Annotated in this window: 13 protein-coding genes; 8 read left to right on the forward strand and 5 right to left on the reverse strand. The window is 64.0% G+C overall.

The features are described 5' to 3' along the window. The first annotated feature begins 1 nt into the window (after position 1). Both J8F10_RS33190 and J8F10_RS33195 read left to right on the forward strand, forming a co-directional pair. Positions 2 to 730, forward strand: a complete 729-nt coding sequence (locus tag J8F10_RS33190; protein WP_210661150.1) for a head GIN domain-containing protein — start codon at positions 2 to 4, stop codon at positions 728 to 730. A 108-nt stretch (positions 731 to 838) separates the two neighbouring features. Next, positions 839 to 1,879 carry a DUF933 domain-containing protein gene (locus J8F10_RS33195; protein WP_210661153.1) on the forward strand — a complete coding sequence of 347 codons (1,041 nt, stop codon included), beginning with the start codon at positions 839 to 841 and terminating at the stop codon, positions 1,877 to 1,879. Positions 1,880 to 2,072: 193 nt separating this feature from the next. Here J8F10_RS33195 and J8F10_RS33200 read toward each other — a convergent pair whose 3' ends face one another. Next, positions 2,073 to 3,350, reverse strand: a complete 1,278-nt coding sequence (locus J8F10_RS33200; protein ID WP_210661155.1) for a tetratricopeptide repeat protein — start codon at positions 3,348 to 3,350, stop codon at positions 2,073 to 2,075. Positions 3,351 to 3,559: 209 nt separating this feature from the next. Between J8F10_RS33200 and J8F10_RS33205 the strand changes: the two genes are divergently transcribed. The 3 genes from J8F10_RS33205 to J8F10_RS33215 all read left to right on the forward strand — a co-directional run bounded on the left by J8F10_RS33205 (position 3,560) and on the right by J8F10_RS33215 (position 6,108). Then, positions 3,560 to 3,985 (forward strand): TIGR03067 domain-containing protein, encoded by a 426-nt coding sequence (locus J8F10_RS33205; RefSeq protein WP_210661157.1) that lies wholly within the window; start codon positions 3,560 to 3,562, stop codon positions 3,983 to 3,985. Positions 3,986 to 4,216: 231 nt separating this feature from the next. After that, the gene (locus J8F10_RS33210) at positions 4,217 to 5,239 is read left to right on the forward strand and encodes a DUF4419 domain-containing protein (RefSeq protein WP_210661159.1); all 1,023 of its coding nucleotides are present in this window, start codon (positions 4,217 to 4,219) and stop codon (positions 5,237 to 5,239) included. Positions 5,240 to 5,253: 14 nt separating this feature from the next. Beyond that, entirely contained in the window at positions 5,254 to 6,108 is an 855-nt protein-coding gene (locus J8F10_RS33215) for a DUF3472 domain-containing protein (protein WP_210661161.1), read from the forward strand. A gap of 147 nt (positions 6,109 to 6,255) precedes the next feature. On the opposite strand, the gene J8F10_RS33220 is transcribed toward J8F10_RS33215, so the two are convergent. Together J8F10_RS33220 and J8F10_RS33225 are read right to left on the reverse strand one after the other, a co-directional pair. Continuing rightward, positions 6,256 to 7,383, reverse strand: a complete 1,128-nt coding sequence (locus tag J8F10_RS33220; protein WP_210661163.1) for a hypothetical protein — start codon at positions 7,381 to 7,383, stop codon at positions 6,256 to 6,258. A 181-nt stretch (positions 7,384 to 7,564) separates the two neighbouring features. Next, positions 7,565 to 9,421, reverse strand: coding sequence for a WD40 repeat domain-containing protein (locus J8F10_RS33225; RefSeq protein WP_210661165.1), 1,857 nt, complete (start codon positions 9,419 to 9,421; stop codon positions 7,565 to 7,567). A gap of 486 nt (positions 9,422 to 9,907) precedes the next feature. Between J8F10_RS33225 and J8F10_RS33230 the strand changes: the two genes are divergently transcribed. From J8F10_RS33230 to J8F10_RS33240, 3 genes are all read left to right on the forward strand, one after another. Further along, the gene (locus J8F10_RS33230) at positions 9,908 to 10,483 is read left to right on the forward strand and encodes a DUF6940 family protein (protein WP_210661167.1); all 576 of its coding nucleotides are present in this window, start codon (positions 9,908 to 9,910) and stop codon (positions 10,481 to 10,483) included. Between the two features lie 299 nt (positions 10,484 to 10,782). Continuing rightward, the gene (locus J8F10_RS33235; protein ID WP_210661169.1) at positions 10,783 to 13,314 is read left to right on the forward strand and encodes an ATP-dependent Clp protease ATP-binding subunit; all 2,532 of its coding nucleotides are present in this window, start codon (positions 10,783 to 10,785) and stop codon (positions 13,312 to 13,314) included. A gap of 71 nt (positions 13,315 to 13,385) precedes the next feature. Next, positions 13,386 to 14,123 (forward strand): Uma2 family endonuclease, encoded by a 738-nt coding sequence (locus J8F10_RS33240; RefSeq protein ID WP_210661171.1) that lies wholly within the window; start codon positions 13,386 to 13,388, stop codon positions 14,121 to 14,123. 12 nt (positions 14,124 to 14,135) lie between these two features. On the opposite strand, the gene J8F10_RS33245 is transcribed toward J8F10_RS33240, so the two are convergent. Further along, on the reverse strand, positions 14,136 to 15,728 hold the full coding sequence (locus J8F10_RS33245; RefSeq protein ID WP_210661173.1) for a DUF6798 domain-containing protein: 1,593 nt from the start codon (positions 15,726 to 15,728) through the stop codon (positions 14,136 to 14,138). Positions 15,729 to 15,965: 237 nt separating this feature from the next. Beyond that, positions 15,966 to 16,868 (reverse strand): serine/threonine protein kinase, encoded by a 903-nt coding sequence (locus J8F10_RS33250; protein ID WP_210661175.1) that lies wholly within the window; start codon positions 16,866 to 16,868, stop codon positions 15,966 to 15,968. Positions 16,869 to 16,940: the final 72 nt, after the last annotated feature.

Genomic DNA, 16,940 nt, shown 5'->3' on the forward strand with positions numbered 1-16,940 from the left:
CATGATTCGCTGGGCGATCAAACACTCGTTGTACGTGGCCGCGCTGGGGTTCGGTGGGATGGTCGCCTGGGCGGTCTCCCGCCCCACTGTCGAGGGCTCCGGTAACTCGGTCACCGAAGAGCGCTCGATCGGTCCCGTATCCGAGGTCACGCTCTCGGGCGTCGGCGACGTGGTCATCAAACAGGGCGACGTGGCCTCGCTGCGGGTCACCGCGGACGACAACATTTTGCCGCTGCTCGTGTCCGAGTCGAACGGTAACAAGCTCCGCCTCTCGACGCGCTCCTCTTCGATGCGCCCCAAGACGAAGATCGCGTATGTGGTTACGGTCCCGCAACTGGATGCGCTCACTGTTTCCGGTGCGGGGAACGTGACGGTCGAGAAACTGACCGGCGACGACCTGAAGGTGAAGCTCTCCGGGGCCGGTACCGCGACGCTCCGCGAAGTGACTTACAAGGAACTCGCGCTCGATCTGAGTGGCGCCGGGAAAGCGACCGCGACCGGCACCGCGACGCGGACCACGTTCAAACTCTCCGGGGCGGGCAAGATCGACGCCACAGGGTTGCAGGCCGTGTCCGCCGACGTGCGCGTCTCCGGTGCGGGACACGCCAATGTGTGGGCGGCACGCGAACTGAAGGCCAACGTTTCGGGCGCGGGTGGAGTCAAGTACAAGGGCACCCCGCAGCTCGAACAGAAGGTGAGCGGGGCCGGGAGCGTCCGCCCCCTGGAATAACGGGCACTGCGGGCACTTCAACGAACAGGGGGCAACTGCCCCCTGTTCGCGTTTTCGTACTCTATCACGAGGGGCACGCGCCGCGCTCGCCAACACGTGAGGTTCGCCATGAAGATGGGCTTGGTCGGGTTCGCGGGGACCGGCAAGAGCACGGTATTCGAGTGGCTGACCGGCGAGAAACCGGACCCGTCGAAGGTGCAGCAGGGGCAGACGGCGATGGCCGACGTCCCCGACGAGCGGCTCGCCAAAATCGCGTCGGTTCTCAAACCGAAGAAGACCACCTATACGAAGGTCGCGGTGCTCGACACGCCGGGCCTGATGATCGGCGAGCAGAAGGACAACGCGCGCCGGCTCGGGGTCATCCGCGAAGCGAACGGCATAGTCATCGTGCTCGACGGGTTCTCGCGCACTGATTTCGCGGACCAGCTCAAAAAGTTCCGCGAGGAACTGCTGTTCGCGGACCTCGAAGTGGTGTCGAACCGCGTGCCGAAGGTCGTGGCGGGATTGAAGAAGGCCAAGCCCGCAAAGGAACGCGAAGCGGACGAGGCCGAACTCGCCCTCCTCCAGCGGGTCGTCGCCGCGTTCGAGGCCGGAACGCCCGCGTCGGCGATCGGGCTCACCGCGGACGAAGACAAGGCGCTGCGCAGTTTCCAGTTGCTCACACTCAAGCCCGAAATCGCGTTCGTGAACCGCGGCGACAGCGGGTTCAACGATCCGCTGCCCGCGGACCTGTTGGCACTCGAACCGCACACGGTGCAAGCCCCGGTGAAGTTGGAGAACGAGCTCCTCGCGCTCGGCGACGAGGACCGGGCGACGTTCATGGCCGACTTAGGTGTAACGGAATTTCGCCGCGGTACGACCATTCGCGTGATGTTCTACGGCGTGGGTCGCGAGGCGTTCTTCACGGTGGGCGAGGACGAGTGCCGCACGTGGTCGATCCCGAAGGGGTGCGAAGCGGTGGAAGCCGCGGGGTGCATTCACAAAGACCTGAGTGAGAAATTCGTTCGCGTGAACGTGATCGGGTACGACGACTTCGTCGCGTGCCACTACTCGGAAAAAGAAGCCAAGACGAAGGGCCTGAACCGCACCGAGGGCAAGACCTACGTCGTGAAGGACGCCGATATCCTGCACATCCTTGCGAGTAGCTGAGTTGGGTGTCGGGCCGGGGATCGCGGCTCAATCGCTGTAAATTCCCGTACCCCTACCGCGAAGCGCGCTGGTCTTCTCCCGCAAGAGAAGAGGGTTAAAAACTCGATGCGGCTCGTGGTTGGAATTGGTTGAAGGAAGTGCCCGAACCAGTCATTCGGCGCCCCGCCTTTGTGGGCGGGGCGCCAGCGATCAACTACTCCGCCCGGGCCTTCTTGAGCTTCTCGCTCACCTTGCGCCGGCGCTCGCCGTCGCGCTTCGACAGGTCCTCGTGCTTGAGCGCCTTCTCCCACGCGGCGACGGCCTCCTTCTTCTGGCCCAGCGCCAGGTGGCAGTCCGCGAGGTGGTCCCAGATTTCCAGGTGACTGCCGTCCTCGTCGTCGGCCGCGGCCTCCTTCAACGGCACCAGCGCCTCCGTGTACTTCTTCTGCTTGAACAGCACCCAGCCGAGGCTGTCGAGGTACGCGGCGTTCGGCTTCACCTCGTCCAGTTTTCCGTCCTTCTTGAGCTTCTCTTTTTCCTTCTTGTCGAGATCGATGGCGTCCTTGATGAGCTTCTCGGACTCCTCAAAGTTCAGGTCGTTGTCGGCCCAGATGAACCCGAGGTCGTTCTTGTATGTGGCGTTGTCCGGGTTCCGCTTGATGAGCGTCTGGAGGTTCTTCGCGGCCTTCTCGACGTCCTTGTTGTCGACGTACAGCCCGGTGAGGATGTACCGCGTGCGGTCCTTGAACCGGTCCTTCACGTCGGCCTTCAGCACCTTGTTCGCGTCGATCTTGTCGAGCGACTCGGTGTACGTCTCGATCGCGGCCGGCAGTTTGCCCTGCTCGCGGAGCACCCAGCCCTTGAGCTGCAAGAAGTACCAGCCCCCCTTGTCGGCCTCGATGAGCAGGTCGGCGAGCCGCAGCGCGTCGTCGAACTTCCCCTCCTTGGCCGTCGATTGCGCGAGCCGCTCGAGGATAAACGGCTTGGCCTGCTCGTACTCGTCCGGTCCCATGTCGTCGACGAACTTTTGGCACGTCTCCGTCACGAGCGCGTACTTCTTGTTGTCCCAGTACATGTCGATCAGGCCCTCGTAGGCCTGGACCATCTTGCTGCCGCTCTTGAGCTTCGTCGCGGAATCCACGAGGTACTCGTAGAACGGTTCGGCGATGTCGAATTGTTTGTTGAAGTGCGCGAGCCGGGCGACCATGATCGCGCCGTTGAAGTTGAAGGGGTTCTCTTTCCCCTTCGCCTCTTTCAGCATCTTGCCGGCCTCGGTCACGAGCTTCTTCGCCTTGTCCTTGTCCTTGGCCAGCGCGACCAGTTTGTCCTTCTGCGCGTCCTCGCCGGTGACGGAGTTGAGCTTGAGTAGCTCCTCGCGCAGCGGGTTCTTGTCCTTCTTCTCTTCGTCCCCGCGCGCCTGCGAACCGATCAGGCCCGCGAACCCGACCGCGGCGATGACCAGAACTGCCCGTCGCACTCCCGCCGTAACCATGGCGCTCCTCCAAAGGAAGATGGCGAAATTCTACCCTTGGTGACGATTCTACCGACGCCCCGTAACCGGTGCCATGCCGCTTTAGCCGCCGGCCCCGCCGCGATTCACTTGCTCTTTTTTCACCTCTCGGTCCGCGAACGTACAATCACGTCCGCCGCGCGCGCCGGACGGTCCGGGCGCGCGGCGAACCTGGATGGCGAGGAATCCGGATGAAAACGTTCGTACTGGTGGCGGGCCTGGCCGCGTGCTTCTTACAGCCCGCGCGGGCGGCCGACGACAAAATCGACCTGGCCGGCAAGTACACGCTGGTGGCCGGCAAGAAGAACGGCGCGGACGCGGACGAAACCGCAAAGAAGGCGGAGTACACCGCGACCGGGGACACGTTCACCATCAAGGGTGGCGAGGTCAAATTCGTGATGAAGTACAAACTCGACGCGACCGCGACACCGGCCGCGATCGACATGGAGATCCTCGAAGGCCCGGACGGGACGAAGGGGGCCAAAGCGCTCGGTATCGTCGAACTCAAGGACGGCACGCTCAAGCTCGCTTACTCGGTCGAGAAGGACAAGCGCCCGAAGGACTTCGACGGCAAAACCGGCTACTACTTCGAGCTGAAGAAAGAGAAGGCCAAGTAACTACAGCGATCCCCCTGCGGCCCGGAATGACTCGGGGCCGCAGACGTTTATCACGGTAGCGCCCGCCGTGTCGGTGTTACAATCACGGGCACGGCATTCACATCCTACCGTTGGCAATTCGGTGCCCAGATGATCTCACTTCGTCATCTTTTTCGTCGCCCGCCGCTCCCACACCGGGCCAAAACCGCCATCACCATTCACGTGGCCGATGTGGAGCCCGCACGTCGACGCATGCGACAAGAACCGTACTACGCTGCCGTGCGCCACCTGATCGGGCGGCGCGTCGAATCGGCCTCGAGGTACTACGGGAAATTGGTTCGTTTCGGTTCCCTGTTGTTCCGCCAAGGACCGGTGAACCCGCTCATTGCCGCGATGCACGCGGCCTATCAGCAGCACTACCCCGTAGTTATTTCACCCGATGTGATCTGGTTAACGATTACGCAGGGGCTCGCGCGACACGTCCGGCTGAATGCCGAGGAACTGCGCCACAAGTTCGTCTCCCATGTCGGCCAGGAAGAGCTGGTTGTGCGCCGGGACGATTTCATCAAGGGTTCACCAGAGAACCCGTGGCCGGAGGCGTTTGAAAAGTTCTCGGAACTGATCCGCGAACTCATTGGTCGCGACCGTCACGAGCTCTTTGTGGCGGACTTCTCGACCACTACCCCGACCAATCGCGCCGCAATGGAGGTCGTGCTGTTCGACGCGATGCAGCCGTACTGCCGCTACACGTTCCTCGGTCTGTGTGGTATTCCCTCCATCGTGCTTGAAGGAACCCCAGACGACTGGCACGCAATCACCGAGCGCGTGAAACGGTTCGGCGAGTTCGGTCTGACTCGTTGGGTGAACGAATTGGTACCGATCCTGGAAGCCATCGCGTCGTCCGCCCGCGGCAATGCGGACCCGGATTTTTGGGACGATATGTACATGTGGGGGAAATCGGGCTGCAATCCGCCGTATGTCAGGGGGTGGATCAAGCTGCTGTTCCCATATGTTAAAGCACCCGTAGACGGCATTGTGCGTCTGATCCCGTCACCGCTATTCCACGAAGATCCCCGTAGTTGGGCGCCGGCCCCAGACGGCTTCCCGACCGGGCACTCGGACGCGCCTTTCGAGTGGCTCTATCGGTCCGAGAAGTTCGACATGCGATTCGTCGGCGGGTTGCTCGGTGTCGCACAAGACGAAGACACGCTCGCACTCCGCCCCGAAATCGGGTGGGCGATCTGTGACGACGCGCCGCCCCTTCTCCACTCCTGACATTCAGAGAACCCATGACACGCCTCGCCATCGCGACTCTTGCGCTTACCACTTTTGCTGTCTGTTCCAGCCCCGCGGACGAGAAACTGAAGGGCATCGCGTGCCGGTCGGTCCACCTCGGCTACCCGGCGCCGGAAGGGGTCGCGTTTTACAACGAGATGACCGTCGAGAAGTCCGCCGACGGCACGTACTTCATGGCCGCCGGGTGGGGTAAGGGGTACTTCGGCATCCAGGAACTCGCGAACGGAAAGAAGCTCGTGCTGTTCTCCGTGTGGGATCCGACGGCCGGCGACGACCCCAAGAAGGTGGACGCCGAGAAGCGCGTGAAGATGCTGCACAAGGACGACGCGGTGCGCGTCCAGCGGTTCGGCGGCGAGGGCACCGGCGGGCAATCGTTCTTCGACTACGAATGGAAGGTCGGCCAGACGTACCGCTTCCTCGTGACCGCGAAGCCCGACGGCGACGCGCGGACCGCGTACAGCGGCTACTTCTTCGTGCCCGAAAAGAAGGAGTGGAAGCACCTCGTCACGTTCTCGACGCTCACGAAGGGCGACCTGCTCAAGGGCTGCTACTCGTTCGTGGAAGACTTCCGGCGGAACAAAGTGTCCACCACAAAAGAGCGGCGCGCCGCCTTCGGCAACGGTTGGGTGAAAACCAAGAAGGGTGAGTGGGTGGCGCTCGACAACGCGCGATTTACCGCGGACGCGAACCCCGTGCTGAACATCGACGCGGGCGCGACTGCGGGTCACTACTTCCTCGCGACGGGCGGCGACATCGAGAACAAAACGACCAAACTGAAGGAGCAAATCGCCCGCGACAAAGAGAAGCTCGAAGCGAAGCCGCCCGCGGACCTGCCGAAGTGGGAGTGAGGCGGGCGGAGTATTCACCGCAGAGGGCGCGAGAGGGCGCGGAGAAAAGAACAGAAGGCGAGTATTGATCCCTGTCGGGACCAGTATCGAGGAACGCGATACAACCGTAGCGCGTTCAATCACCGGGAACCAGGAGCAACTGTGCTCTCAATTGCCGCTGAGTTTTGGAACCGGCCTCTTTCGCAATTCGGCCCGCAACCAGCGGATTTCAAATATCGCAACGCAAAGTCCTAGCACCAGAACGGTGATCGTAACTCCGAGCCAAAACACCGTTGACTGATCCCCGGACACGGGTGGGGACGCCGGATGCGTGGGGTTCCCGAAGTGGGCCATTTGGTGAATTGTCGTCGGGGGAATGGGGCACTCGGCACCAAATCGGTACCCATCCGCATCAACGCGGAACTGCGTTCCCGTTGTCTGATCGTCGCACAGACAGCCCTCGATACCGGGAATCCGAAACGCTTCGTTAGGAACCGGGCGATTGATCCGCACCTCGGACAAATTCCTCCGAGTGTGCTGCTTGAGTTCGCCGGCCTCGAACGAGCGCCTCTCGATCCGCGCCGGAAAAAACTGGCCGGGGTTCGGTTCGACGAACTCCGAGACCTCGTCTTCGTGCCGGTGGCGGAGTTGGTCGGCCGGGTGCTCGATCCGCTTGCGAATCAAGTAATTGTGTTTCGGGCTGAACCAAAATTCACAGACGCACTTGTCGTTCTCCAGCACGACCCGAATTTCGCCGGGGGACCCATCGGACCGCGCCGCAAGTCGCTCTACAGAACGGATCTTGTGAGGTTGGTGCAGTAAACCGTGAAAAGGCAGGATCTCCGAGTCACGCGACCAGTGCGCGAAGAGCACCGCCAAGCCGTGACCGCGTTGAAACGCCGACATTGTTTCAGACGTTACCTCGAGGCTCTGATCGGGGTTCTTTTTCTTCGCCGTCTGTGCCCGTATCAGCCGACCGAAGCGAAACACTTCATCAACGGTCCGCCCGTCCGACCAGAGCGCCCGGGTTCTCCAGGCATCGGGCGACTGCCAGTATTGTCCCGGCCCCGTTTCGTGCGCCGAATCAATCGATACGCCAACTAAGGCTGGCCCGGCCGACACATTGTCGTACTGGATCGGTTCGTCCTTCAGGTGCTTCCATTCGTAGGAATAGGTCACGGTGCGGATCGCTTCGATCGCGGCGCGGTGGCGGTCGCGCACGTCTTCGAGTAGAGGCTTTGCGCCCTGTGCCGAAGCGGTGGCCGGACCGAGGGCAACGAGAAATGCCAGCGCCATTAACACGTGTCGGCCCTCGCGCACGGGAATTTCGCGTGGAAGGGGCGGCCGGTTCGCGCCGCCAGAGTTCCGAAGCACAACGGAACCCTGGCGCTCGCGTTTGTGAAGTTGTCAGAAAGAAAAAGGCCGCGCCCGCGATGGTTCGCGAGCACGGCCCTCACTTCGGTTCACGAGCCTATTTTCACTCTTCCAGGAACTTCTTGAACTCGACCTGGTAGCAGGTCGTGTTGCTGTTGCCGCAGAAGAGGTACTTCCCGTCCGGGCTGAACGCGAGCGACTGCACCGGGCAGTCGAACGCGCGGGCCACGAGGTGCCGGCCGCTGAGGACGTCCCACGCCCGCACGGTGCCGTCGTCGCCCGCGCTGAGCAGGTAGCTGCCGGTCGGGTCGAACACCACCGCGTTGATGTTCTGCTGGTGCCCGCCGAACACGAACACGGTGTGCTGCGTTTCCGCGTCCCACACGTACACCGCGTCGTCGAGCCCGGCGCCCGCGAGGTACTTGCCCTGCGGGTCGAACGCGAGCGCGGTCACGCCCGTGTCGTAGGTGCAGAGCTTCTCCTTCGTCGTCACGTCCCACACGCACACCGCGCCGTCGCGCTCGCAGGTGGACATGTAATCGACGCCGCCGCACGCGATCCACTTACCGTTCGGGTGGAACGCGAGCGTCTCCAGGGTGCAGGCGTCGGCGGCCTCGACGATAATCATGTCCGGCTGGCCGCTCGCGCACGTCCACAGCCACACGAGGCCGTCGGCCGGGCTGGTGTGCGCCAGAACCTTGGAGTCCGGGCTGAACGTGACGAACCCGATCGGCGGCTTGGTCGCCTCGAGCGACGCGGCGAGGTGCCCGTCGGCCGCGTCCCACAACTGCGTGAAGTAGTCCGTGCCGCCGACGCCGAGCCATTTCCCGTCCGGGCTGGCCGCGACCGAGAACGCCGAGCACAGGTTCGTCGGGGCCACTTCGTCGCCGCTCTCGACGTCCCACACGCGCACGTTCGCGGCGCCGGAACTCGCCAACCGCAGCGGCGCGCCCGGGATGATCGTGATCGCGTGGCGGCCGCGCGGGTTCGGACCCGCAATGAGCTTCCCGTCGCGCACGTCCCACACGTGAACGACCCGGTCCGCGCCGGCGCTGGCGAGCCTCGTCCCGTCGGGGCTAAAAGCGAGACAGCGGATCTCGTCGTTGTGGCCGCGGAGCACCGGGCCGCGCGTGGCGGCCTCTGCGTCGAGCCACAGGTGGATGTCGAAGTCCGAATCGGCGCAGGCGAGGTACTTCCCCTCCGGGCTGAACGCGACCGTCACCACCTGGTCCGCGTGGCTGTTGAGCAGCATGAGCGGGTCCGGGTGGGTGGGGCGCCAGACGCGCGCGGACGTGTCCCACCCCGCAGAAATCAGCAGGCTCGAATCGGGGCTCCAGGTGAGCGCCGGGACGCGGTCGGTGTGGCTCTTCAGCTCGGCGACGGGCTTGTGCGTGTCCGCGTCCCACACCCGCACGCTGAGGTCTTCGCCCGCGGTGGCGACGAACGCGCCGTTGGGCGAGAACGCGATCGCGGCGATCCCCTTCCGCGGGTGCGCGGCGATCTCCCCGACGAACTTGTACGCGGCCGTGTCCCAGAACCGGATTTTGCCGTCGTCGTGCCCGCTCGCGACGGTGCTCCCGTCCGCACTGAACGCGATCGCGGTGACCCACGACTGCTGGTCGGCCGGTTGTTCGATGCGGCGCAGGAGCTGACCGGTCTTCACGTCCCACAAAAGGAGATCGTCGTTTCCGCTGGCGAGCAGTTTCGCGCCAGCGCTGAAGCACCACAGTGTTTCGATGTCGCTGAGGAAGTGCCGCGCGAGTTGGGCGCCGTCCGGCGCCCAGTGCCGGAGCACGCCCGCTTCGTCGATGGACAGGAGCGAACCGTCCGCCGAAAACGCGATCGCGGCGATGTCGCCGTCGGTGTGGAATCGCGGTTCGCCGAAGACACGTTTGACGAGCGGCGACGGGCGGATGGGTGCGCTATCTTCGGTGTGGGTGGTGGTTACGGGTGTGGACATGAAACCCCTTCGTCTGTGCGGCCAGGTTCCGGGTGAGCGGTGATTGGGGCGGAACCGGTGCTTCGAGTGTAGAACAGCGTTTTCGATCTGGCGAGAAAATCAGGCACAACAGTCGGAAAAATCGGCGGATCGCGAAGATCTGGTGCGGGCCGAATTGCTGCGGCGGCTGAACATCAGGTGGGTCAACACGTTAAGGGCACGAGGGCGAAACGGACTGTTTAGCGGCTCTTGCGATATTTTTCCCGTCGCCCGTGAAAATTCGCTACTAACAGACGGCGATGGGGAGATTATTGTCCCAGAAAGCCGACACCGTCAACTCAAACGCGACGAAGTTGGAAAAGGCTACCCAGCCGAAGACACACATTAGAACAATCCCTCGGGCGCGACCACAAAATGAATCCGGCGGCCCGTGCGTCGGATAATGGTGAGCCTCCCCGCAATTGCGCCGGTCGATTGAATTCACGCTCCGCCACATAAGGACACAGCATGTGGACCTCGCACTGTGAAGAGCTACCCACCGGCCTTCGCTTCGCCGTTCATCGCGACGCGCGCGCCGCACCCTTCGTGGACGTAGTTCACGCACTCCGGTCCGATGCCGAATTCAGGTCGTGGTTCAACGCGCTCCTCGCCGACGTGCCGTATTCCGCGTTCCGGTGGGAAACGCCCGGCGTCACGGAGGCGACCGCGGTGCGGGCGTTCGAGTTCGTTGCGCTCGATGCCCCTCACCTCTCCCGGCGCCCCGATCCGGCCGCATTCGACGAACACTTCCACCGTTCGCCCGGGACCGGAGCGCTCGAGTTCCCGAACCTCAGTGGCGACGCGATCATGGTCGTCCCGTGTCCGATCGGCGCGCCATCGGCCTACGGGCACCTCGCGGCGTTTGTGCGGAACGCCCCCGAAGCGCAGCGCGACGAACTCTGGACACTGGTCGGCGAAGCGATGACGCGCCGGCTCGGGTCCGCACCCGTGTGGCTCAGCACGGCCGGGGCCGGGGTGCCGTGGCTCCACGTGCGATTGGACGCCCGGCCCAAATACTACGGCCACGTCCCGTACCGCCGGTGACCCGGCGCACATTCCTCCCGGCGCGTAACGTCCGACAGTATCCTTTGGCCGCCGCCTTGATTCAGCGCATACCGGCGTCTAGAATTCCGCAGGCTTCACACTCCTCTCCCCCGGTTCCCCCGGGTTTTCCCGTCCGAGACGGTCGAACGCAACGGGTCAACACCGAACGGCCAACGGCCCTTCCTTGAAACCTTTTGCTGGTTCCCGCCTCAAAAGGAATATGATGGGTTGGAGCCGAACACGGTCTGCCGCGTTACGGCGCTCAGCAGATTCATCCCCAGTCGCGGGAGACGGCGTCGATGTATGAACGATTCACGGATCGGGCGCGGAAGGTGATGCAGCTGGCCAACCAGGAGGCCCAGCGCTTTAACCACGAGTACATCGGGACCGAGCATGTGCTGCTCGGCCTCGTTAAAGAGGGGTCGGGCGTCGCGGCCAACGTGCTCAAGAACCTGGACATCGACCTCCGGAAGATCCGGCTCGAGGTCGAGAAGATCGTCCAGCACGGGCCGGGCGGCGAGCAGGTCGTCATGGGGCGCCTCCCGCACACCCCCAGGGCCAAGAAGGTCATCGAGTACTCCATCGAGGAGGCTCGGAACCTGAACCACAACTACGTCGGCACCGAGCACCTGTTGCTCGGCCTCCTGCGCGAGCAGGAGGGCGTCGCCGCCCAGGTTCTCATGAACCTGGGTCTCAAACTCGAAGACGTGCGTGAAGAAGTCCTGAATCTCTTGGGGCACAACATGCCGAACGAATCCGAAGGCAACAGCGGGCGCGAGGGCGGCGAGCGCAGCGGGTCCGAGCGCGCCGGGCGCAACAAATCCAAGACCCCGGCGCTCGACAGCTTCGGGCGCGACCTCACCGAACTGGCCCGCCAGGGCAAGCTCGACCCCGTGATCGGGCGCACGGCCGAGATCGAGCGCGTCATCCAGATCCTGTCGCGCCGGCAGAAGAACAACCCGGTGCTCCTCGGCGAGGCCGGGGTCGGCAAGACGGCCATCGTGGAAGGGCTCGCGCAACTGGTCATCGACCAGAACGTGCCGGAGCTGCTCCGCGACAAGCGCATCGTCGTGCTCGACCTCGCGATGATGGTCGCCGGGACCAAGTACCGCGGGCAGTTCGAGGAGCGCATCAAGGCGGTGATGAACGAGGTGCGCCGCGCGAAGAACACCATGCTGTTCATCGACGAGTTGCACACGCTCGTCGGCGCGGGCGGGGCCGAGGGCGCCATCGACGCCTCCAACGTGCTGAAGCCGGCGCTGGCGCGCGGCGAGATCCAGTGCATCGGCGCGACCACGCTCGACGAGTACCGCAAGTACATCGAGAAGGACGCGGCCCTGGCCCGCCGGTTCCAGGCGATCATCGTGAACCCGCCGTCGATGGCGGAAACGGTAGAGATCCTCAAGGGCCTGCGCGACCGCTACGAGGCGCACCACCGGGTCCAGATCACCGACGCCGCGCTCAAGCACGCGGTCGAACTGTCCGAGCGCTACATCACCGGCCACTGCCTGCCGGACAAGGCCATCGACGTGATCGACGAGGCCGGCGCGCGGGTGCGGCTGAAGGGCATGACCCGGCCGCCGGACCTCAAGGAACTCGACGAGAAGATCGAGAAGCTGAACCAGGAAAAAGAAGCCGCGGTCATGGACCAGGACTTCGAGCGCGCGGCGAGCCTGCGCGACCAGTCCGAGAAGCTCCGCAAGGAAAAGGAAACCACGCACAAGCAGTGGCGCGAGAAGGCCAAGGAAACCGACGGCGTGGTGGACGAAGAGGTGATCGCCGAGGTGGTCAGCAAGATGACCGGTGTGCCGCTCCGCAAGGTCGGCGAGGACGAGACGCGGCGGCTCCTCAACATGGAGGCCGAGCTGCACACGGCCGTCATCAGCCAGAACGAGGCCATCCACTCGATCGCCAAGGCGGTGCGCAAGAGCCGGTCCGGGATGAAGGACCCGAAGCGGCCCATCGGGAGCTTCATCTTCGCCGGCCCGACCGGGGTGGGCAAGACGCTGCTCGCGAAGCAGCTCGCGAAGTTCATGTTCGGCGACGAAAACAACATCGTGCAGCTCGACATGTCCGAGTACATGGAGAAGCACAACGTGTCGCGGCTGGTCGGCGCCCCCCCGGGCTACATCGGGTACGAGGAGGGCGGCCAGCTCACCGAGAAGATCCGCCGTAAGCCGTACTCGGTGGTGCTGCTCGACGAAATCGAGAAGGCCCACCCGGACGTGTGGAACATGCTTCTCCAGATCATGGAAGAGGGCCGGCTGACCGACAACGTGGGCCGGGTGGTGGACTTCAAGAACACCATTCTCATCATGACCACGAACATCGGGGCCGAGACGATCGTGGACCAGGGCGACATGAACACGCCGTGGCTCCGCGGGGTTAAGAAGGACACCGAGACCAGCTACCAGGACATGCAGAAGAAGCTCAAGGGGAGGATGGAAAAGGAGTTCAAACCCGAGTTCCTGAACCGCCTCGACGAGATCATCGTGTTCCGCAAGCTGAACAACGACGACCTCAAGGCCATCGTGAACATGGAACTGCTGAAGGTCGCCAAGCGGCTGGGCGAGAAGGGCATCAAGTTGACCGTGACCGATGAGGCCAAGGAGTACCTGATCGACAAGGGCTCCAGCGTCGAGTATGGTGCGCGCCCGCTCCGCCGGGCCATCGAGCAGCACCTCGAGGACATGCTCGCCGAGGAGCTGCTCAAGGGCACGTTCCACGGGGCGGACACGCTGACCGTGAAGATCGTGGAGGAGAACGGCGAGAAGAAGCTCGGGTTCGATTCCCACGCGGTCGCACCCGCCGTCACCACCGGCCCCGCGTAAGGGCCCGGTGATCTGAAAACCCGAGGGCCACGCGCTTGCAGCGCGTGGCCCTCTTCTGTTATTGGTAAGGCATGTCGTCAATCACCAAAACGCCCCCGCCGGCGGTCCACTACCCCGACTCCGACGGTCAGCCGATGGCCGATAACACGCTCCAGTTCGAGTGGATCGTCACGCTCCAGGGCAACATCGACCTGATGTTCCGGGACCAGAAGGACGTGTTTGTCGCGGGCGACCACCTCATCTACCCCGTTGAGGGCAATGCGGACGTCCGCCAGGCGCCGGACGTGTACGTCGCGTTCGGGCGCCCCAAGGGGCACTGGGGTAGCTACAAGGTGTTCGAGGAAGACCACGTCTTCCCGCAAGTAATCTTCGAGGTCTGGTCGCCGGGTAACCGCTTCACCCAGATGGAAGACAAGCGGGACTTCTACGCCCGGTACGGAGCGGAAGAATACTACATCGTGTACCCGGAGTTCCCGGCCCACCTCGACGGTTGGTTGAGCAAGGGCGAGAAGCTCGAACGCGTTGAGAACATGAACGGGCACTTCAGCCCGCGGCTCGGTATCCGCTTCGAGTTGCAGCGCGGGAACATCGCGGTGTACCACCCGGACGGCCGACGGTTCCTGAGCTACGTCGATCTCGGCGCACTGCAACACGAAACTCAAACGCGAGCCGAAACCGCAGAGCAACACGCGGAAGAAGAGCGCCAGCGTGCGGAACAAGAACGGCTACGCGCGGAAGAGGCGCGACAAAAGGCCGAGCGACTCGCGGCGCGGCTCCGCGAACTCGGCATCGATCCCGATGCGGTGTGAGCGAGCGGAGTGTCATCTCACTCGGTAAACGGTGTACGCCGAATCGGAATGCACTTCTTCCAGATACTTTGCGGAAAGTGGCTGCGTGCGTGGCCAGATGACGTGCGTGATCCCCTCCGACTTCAACTGTTCGGGCCGTCCGGGCGCGTCCCATGCTCCCCCGACCGTAAGCGCCGAAGCGAACTTCATCCGGCGCTCCCACTCCTCCACTTCCGCCGCGGCATACGGCACCGACTTGAAATCGACGTAGATGCGCGCACCGGTCGCGAGCCGGAACCGTTGGAGGTCCACGGGAACCTGGTTCGTCCCCTCTTTCGCACGCGGGGGCGGCGCGAACGTGTTCGATACGGCCCCGCGGCCCGCGCCCACCTTCGGGAACGCGGTCGGGATCAGGTACACGTCGTCCGGCCCCGCGGTCGCATGCACGTAATCGTACAACTCGCGCTCATCGGCCCCGCGGTAACCGAGCCCCCCCACCGTCACAACGACCCCGCCCGCAACGAGCGCGACCAGCCCCGCGAGAGCGATTCGTGCGGCCCGTGTCCCGGGCGGCTTCCGCGCAAGCAGTTGCGCGATGATGACCGTCGTCGCGACCGGCACGAGTAGCACCGAGACGCGCCACGGAAACGCGAGCGCCAGTGAATCCTTCTGAAGAACGAGTTCCACACCCGTGATGAGTGCGCCCCCGAGCACCGCAACTGCGAGCGCGCGCCCAAAGGGGGCGCGCCGCGCGAGCAAGAGTCCGAACGTGAGCCACGCCAGTTGCACACCGGCCACCGGATCGAACCACCGCGCCGGCAGACAGTGGTGCGGGATTCGCGTGTGTGCGAGAACGTGCATCGCGCGATCGGTGTTCGAGCCGAACGGGTCGAATCGCCAAACGGTGAACGCGATCACCGGCACAACCACCGTCAGCGCGACCGACCCCGCCCCGATTCCTGCTCGTGTGCGCCCCTCGCGCAGCAACTCCAGCACGAACCCGAGCACAAGTAATCCGGCGGGCAGCAGATACGTGGAATGGAACCAGCAGGTGACTGCGGCCAGCGCGCACGCCAGGACCGGTCGGCCGTGTGCGAACGCGGCCAGCGCGAACACGAGCAACACTCCGAACGCCGACGGCTGAATTCCCGGCCCGAGCAGGTACTGGGCGGCGACGCCGGCTTGCAGGTACCACGGGTAGTCTACGCCCACTGTCTGAACCGAGAGCCACCGCAAAATGGCCGCGTGGGTTGCTGTGAAGAGTGCTGCGAAAGTGATTCGTGTGGCGCGGGTATCGGGGACGTTCGGCACGGTCGCCACCAGCCAGCGCACCGCCAGAAAGTACGCCATCAGGAGCACGAAGTACGCGGGCTGGAGCACCCACGGGTGAATCGCGCAGGCCCCCGCAACGAGCGCGGAGAAGAGCGGCGTCGGGTCACTGGTGGTGGCGAGCCAGTCGCGGGCGAGGTGCCCGTGTCCCGCGAGTGCCGCGCCGTGCAGGAGGTACTGGTTCTGGTTCGAGTAGTACAGCGGGGACTGCGTGTGTGCCACCGCGAACGCGATCGCGAGCAGGACGGCTTCAATCGTGCGGACGCGGCCGGTCGGCGCGGGAGCGGGTGGAGGCATGCGTTCGTTTTACGAAGCCGTGTCAGGAAACGGTGAAGGCGCCGCGCCCAGAAAAGAGGCCGGCCCTATTTACAACGCGGAGGGAATTGGGGTGGCCTGCGAATGTTACACAAGTGCTAAATCGCCCCGAATTCTGATACCGACCCGCGCAACATTCGCGGGCCACTACCAGTTCCGAGACCGCGGCCCGCGAAAGTGGGGCCGCGTTTTGTTGCGGTGGTTTAAGCTGGTAGGCGGTCAATAGTCTTGTTTCTCCAGCCGCGTGAGCGCCTCCTTGAAGGCGGTCGCGCTGGGGTACCGGTCGGCCGGGTCGCGCGAGATGGACTTCAGGAGGATCGCCGAGAGCCGCTCGTCGACGTTCGGGTTCAGGTCTTTGGCCTCGCGGGGCAGGGTGTTGAGCCGGCGCCGGAACGTTTCCTCGCTCGACGGCGAGCGCTCCCACGGCAACTGACCGGTGAACACCTCGTAGGCCGTCACGCCGAGCGCGAACAGGTCCACCCGGTGGTCGGTCGCCTTCCGTTTGATGATTTCCGGCGCGAGGATGTCCGGCGTGCCCGTGCGGTTGCCGCTCACGCAGAACGCCGGCGTGTACGGGACGGTGAGGCCGAAGTCGATCAGCTTCAGCACGCCCTCCTTGTCCACCATCACGTTGCGCGTGCAGAGGTCGCGGTGGAGCCACTTGCTGTCGTGCATGTACTGGAGAGCGTTGCAGAGCTGGCTCAGAAAGTTGATGCGGTTGCCGGTCAGTTGCGGGGCGCGGGTCTCGACGAGGTAGTTCAGCCCCAACCCGTCCACCAACTCCATGACCAGGTACGGTTCGCCGTCGGTGGTGATCCCTTGCTCGTAGGTGCGCACGATGTTGTCGTGCTTGAGGGCCTCGCAGATCTCGCCCTCGTGCGGCTTCTTGAGCCCGATGAACCGTTCCTCGAACTTCTTGGTTTTGGCCTTGTCCAGGAGCTTCAGGCAGACGGTGCGCCCGAGTTCGCGGTCGTAGGCGCGGAACACCTTCGACATGCTCCCCTGTCCGGTGCGCCCGACGAGATCGAACCGCTTCGCGACGTTGATCTTCTTCAGCCCTTTTTTGGGGCTGCCGCCGCTTCTACCTTTGCCTTTGCCGAACAAGAAGTCGAGCACACCCACGGCGAACCCTCGGAGTCAGCGCGGAACGCGGAGCGCGAAACGCGGGGTGAAGGCGAATTGCGGAAAACCGCC

The sequence above is a fragment of the Gemmata palustris genome (genome assembly GCF_017939745.1).
Taxonomy (GTDB): Bacteria; Planctomycetota; Planctomycetia; order Gemmatales; family Gemmataceae; genus Gemmata; species Gemmata palustris.

Excerpts from the sequence above, each read along its gene's own strand:
- J8F10_RS33200 (WP_210661155.1), bottom strand. The coding sequence starts at position 3,350 with ATGGTTACGGCGGGAGTGCGACGGGCAGTTCTGGTCATCGCCGCGGTC.
- J8F10_RS33240 (WP_210661171.1), top strand. The coding sequence starts at position 13,386 with ATGTCGTCAATCACCAAAACGCCCCCGCCGGCGGTCCACTACCCCGAC.
- J8F10_RS33230 (WP_210661167.1), top strand. The coding sequence starts at position 9,908 with ATGTGGACCTCGCACTGTGAAGAGCTACCCACCGGCCTTCGCTTCGCC.
- J8F10_RS33195 (WP_210661153.1), top strand. The coding sequence starts at position 839 with ATGAAGATGGGCTTGGTCGGGTTCGCGGGGACCGGCAAGAGCACGGTA.
- J8F10_RS33210 (WP_210661159.1), top strand. The coding sequence starts at position 4,217 with ATGCGACAAGAACCGTACTACGCTGCCGTGCGCCACCTGATCGGGCGG.
- J8F10_RS33205 (WP_210661157.1), top strand. The coding sequence starts at position 3,560 with ATGAAAACGTTCGTACTGGTGGCGGGCCTGGCCGCGTGCTTCTTACAG.
- J8F10_RS33235 (WP_210661169.1), top strand. The coding sequence starts at position 10,783 with ATGTATGAACGATTCACGGATCGGGCGCGGAAGGTGATGCAGCTGGCC.
- J8F10_RS33245 (WP_210661173.1), bottom strand. The coding sequence starts at position 15,728 with ATGCCTCCACCCGCTCCCGCGCCGACCGGCCGCGTCCGCACGATTGAA.
- J8F10_RS33190 (WP_210661150.1), top strand. The coding sequence starts at position 2 with ATGATTCGCTGGGCGATCAAACACTCGTTGTACGTGGCCGCGCTGGGG.
- J8F10_RS33215 (WP_210661161.1), top strand. The coding sequence starts at position 5,254 with ATGACACGCCTCGCCATCGCGACTCTTGCGCTTACCACTTTTGCTGTC.
- J8F10_RS33225 (WP_210661165.1), bottom strand. The coding sequence starts at position 9,421 with ATGTCCACACCCGTAACCACCACCCACACCGAAGATAGCGCACCCATC.
- J8F10_RS33220 (WP_210661163.1), bottom strand. The coding sequence starts at position 7,383 with ATGGCGCTGGCATTTCTCGTTGCCCTCGGTCCGGCCACCGCTTCGGCA.